Annotated in this window: 2 protein-coding genes; both read left to right on the plus strand. The window is 67.3% G+C overall.

Features of this window, described 5'->3' with window-relative positions; genetic code table 11:
* Positions 1-175 precede the first annotated feature (175 nt).
* Positions 176-781, plus strand: a complete 606-nt coding sequence (locus tag AB0G02_RS13095) for a response regulator (protein ID WP_360793255.1) — start codon at positions 176-178, stop codon at positions 779-781.
* Between the two features lie 279 nt (positions 782-1,060).
* On the plus strand, positions 1,061-2,236 hold the full coding sequence (locus tag AB0G02_RS13100; RefSeq protein ID WP_360793257.1) for a branched-chain amino acid ABC transporter substrate-binding protein: 1,176 nt from the start codon (positions 1,061-1,063) through the stop codon (positions 2,234-2,236).
* Positions 2,237-2,326 lie beyond the last annotated feature (90 nt).

A 2,326-nucleotide genomic window follows, 5' to 3' on the forward strand; every position in this document is an offset into this window, starting at 1 on the left:
GGGGCGGCGTCCGACCACGGCGTTCGGCGTATCCGAGCCGCCCGAACCGACGCAGTCCGGGCCGGTGGCCGTGATCACGGCCCGAACGCGCGGGCCGGGCGGCGCACGCCGGTAGACTGCGGTTTCGTCCGACGCGACCGCGTCGAGCCGCCGTCATAGTGTCAGGAGGACCCCGGTGACCCAACAGGCTGCCGAGGCCCAGCCCGAGGTCGCGCCCCGGCGCGTGCTCGTGGCCGAGGACGAAGCCCTCATCCGCCTCGACCTGGTCGAGATGCTGCGCGAAGAGGGGTACGAGGTGGCCGGGCAGGCCGCCGACGGCGACGAGGCGGTCACGCTGGCCACCGAGCTGCGGCCCGACCTGGTCATCATGGACGTGAAGATGCCGAAGGTCGACGGCATCGAGGCCGCGTCGGTGATCGCCGGCAAGCGCATCGCGCCGGTCGTCATCCTCACCGCGTTCAGCCAGCGCGACCTGGTGGAGCGGGCGCGGGACGCGGGCGCGATGGCCTACCTGGTCAAGCCGTTCGCCAAGCGCGACCTGGTGCCCGCGATCGAGCTGGCGATGAGCCGGTTCGCCGAGCTGCAGGCGCTGGAGAACGAGGTCGCCGGGCTCACCGAGCGGCTGGAGACGCGCAAGGTGGTCGAGCGCGCCAAGGGGTTGCTGATGACCAAGCAGGGTCTGTCGGAGCCCGAGGCATTCCGCTGGGTGCAGCGGACCGCGATGGATCGCCGGACCACCATGAAGGCCGTGGCCGAAGCCGTCATCGAAAACTTCGCCTGAGTATCCCTCGCGAGTGATACGCGTTCGAGTATCGGACAGACCGTCGGGTCATTCCCGGTTACTGCCCGCATTGACCTTGTGACCTGCGGCGATTTGAGCTGGATTTAAGCTTGTTAACTCCAGGGCATTTTCCGGTGACTACCGTCACGATGTGGACACAGAGCAGTAAGACCACCTGTTCACGGAACTCAACTGAAGCTACGTTCCTGCCCTAACCCACGCTCTCGTGTGAGGGCTCCGCCTACCGGCGGACTGGTTGGTGTCATGGGAGGTATTCCGGTGTCAGGAGCACGACTCGGCCGAGTTCTGGCGCTGGCGGCGGCTTCGTCGCTGGTGCTCGCGGCTTGCGCTGGAGGCGGCGGCGGTGGCGAAACGGGTAGTGACGCCACCTCGGTCAAGATCGGGTTCATGGGTGACCTCACCGGTGAGAACTCGGCGATCGTGATCCCGCCCCGGAACGGGGCCGCGATGGCGATCGACGAGTACAACGCCAAGAACCCCAAGGTCAAGATCGAGCTGGTGCCGTACGACAGCCAGGGCAAGGCCGACCAGGCGACCTCGCTGATCACGAAGGCCATCGCCACGGACAAGATCGTCGGCCTCATCGGCCCGGCCTTCTCCGGTGAGTCGAAGGCCATCGGCGGTCAGCTGGAGGAGAGCAAGATCCCCAGCATCTCGCCGTCGGCCACGAACCCCGGCCTGGCGCAGAACGGCTGGACCTACTGGCACCGCGTCGTGGCCAACGACAGCGACCAGGGCCCCGGCATCGCGGAGTTCCTGGTGAAGGCGAAGAGCCCGAAGAAGGCGTTCGTCATCTCCGACGACCAGGAGTACAGCGTCGGCCTGGCCGAGGCCGTCAGCAAGTCGTTCGAGGGTGCGGGCGTCTCGGTCGAGCGCGACAAGTTCGCCCAGGCCGCGTCCGACTACTCCTCCACCGTCACGAAGGTCGCCGCGGCGAACCCCGAGGTCATCTTCTACGGCGGTTACTACGCGCAGGCCGGTCGCCTGCTCAAGCAGCTGCGCGACGGTGGCGTCAAGGCCACGTTCGCGGTCGGCGACGGCTCGCTGGACCAGCAGCTCGTCACCGGTGCGGGTGAAGCGGCCGCCGAGGGCGCCGTCTTCGGCTGCCCCTGCAACATCCCCACGCCCGACGTGACGGGCTCGCTGAAGACGTTCTTCGACAACTACAAGAAGAGCGCCAAGGCCGACCCGGCGATCTACTCGACCGAGGGCTACGACGCCGCGACCGCGTTCATCAAGGCGGTCGAGGCGGGCAACACCACGCCGGAGAAGATCAACGAGTACCTGAAGACGGTCGACTTCGACGGTGCCTCGAAGCCGATCAAGTTCAAGGCGAACGGTGAGCCGGAGAACAACTCGATCTTCATCTACCAGGTGAAGGACGGCAAGGTCAAGCTGCTGGGTCCGGCGGAGTCGGCGAAGCTGGAGAGCTGATCCCGCACGGATCGGACAAGCAGGCTAGCGCTGGGGAGCGGGAGCGTCGTGGGGGGGTCTGGGCCCGCGCCCCGCCCCGAATGGGGTGTT

Origin of the sequence: Actinosynnema sp. NPDC023658 (assembly GCF_040639995.1) — a bacterium.
Taxonomy (GTDB): domain Bacteria; phylum Actinomycetota; class Actinomycetes; order Mycobacteriales; family Pseudonocardiaceae; genus Actinosynnema.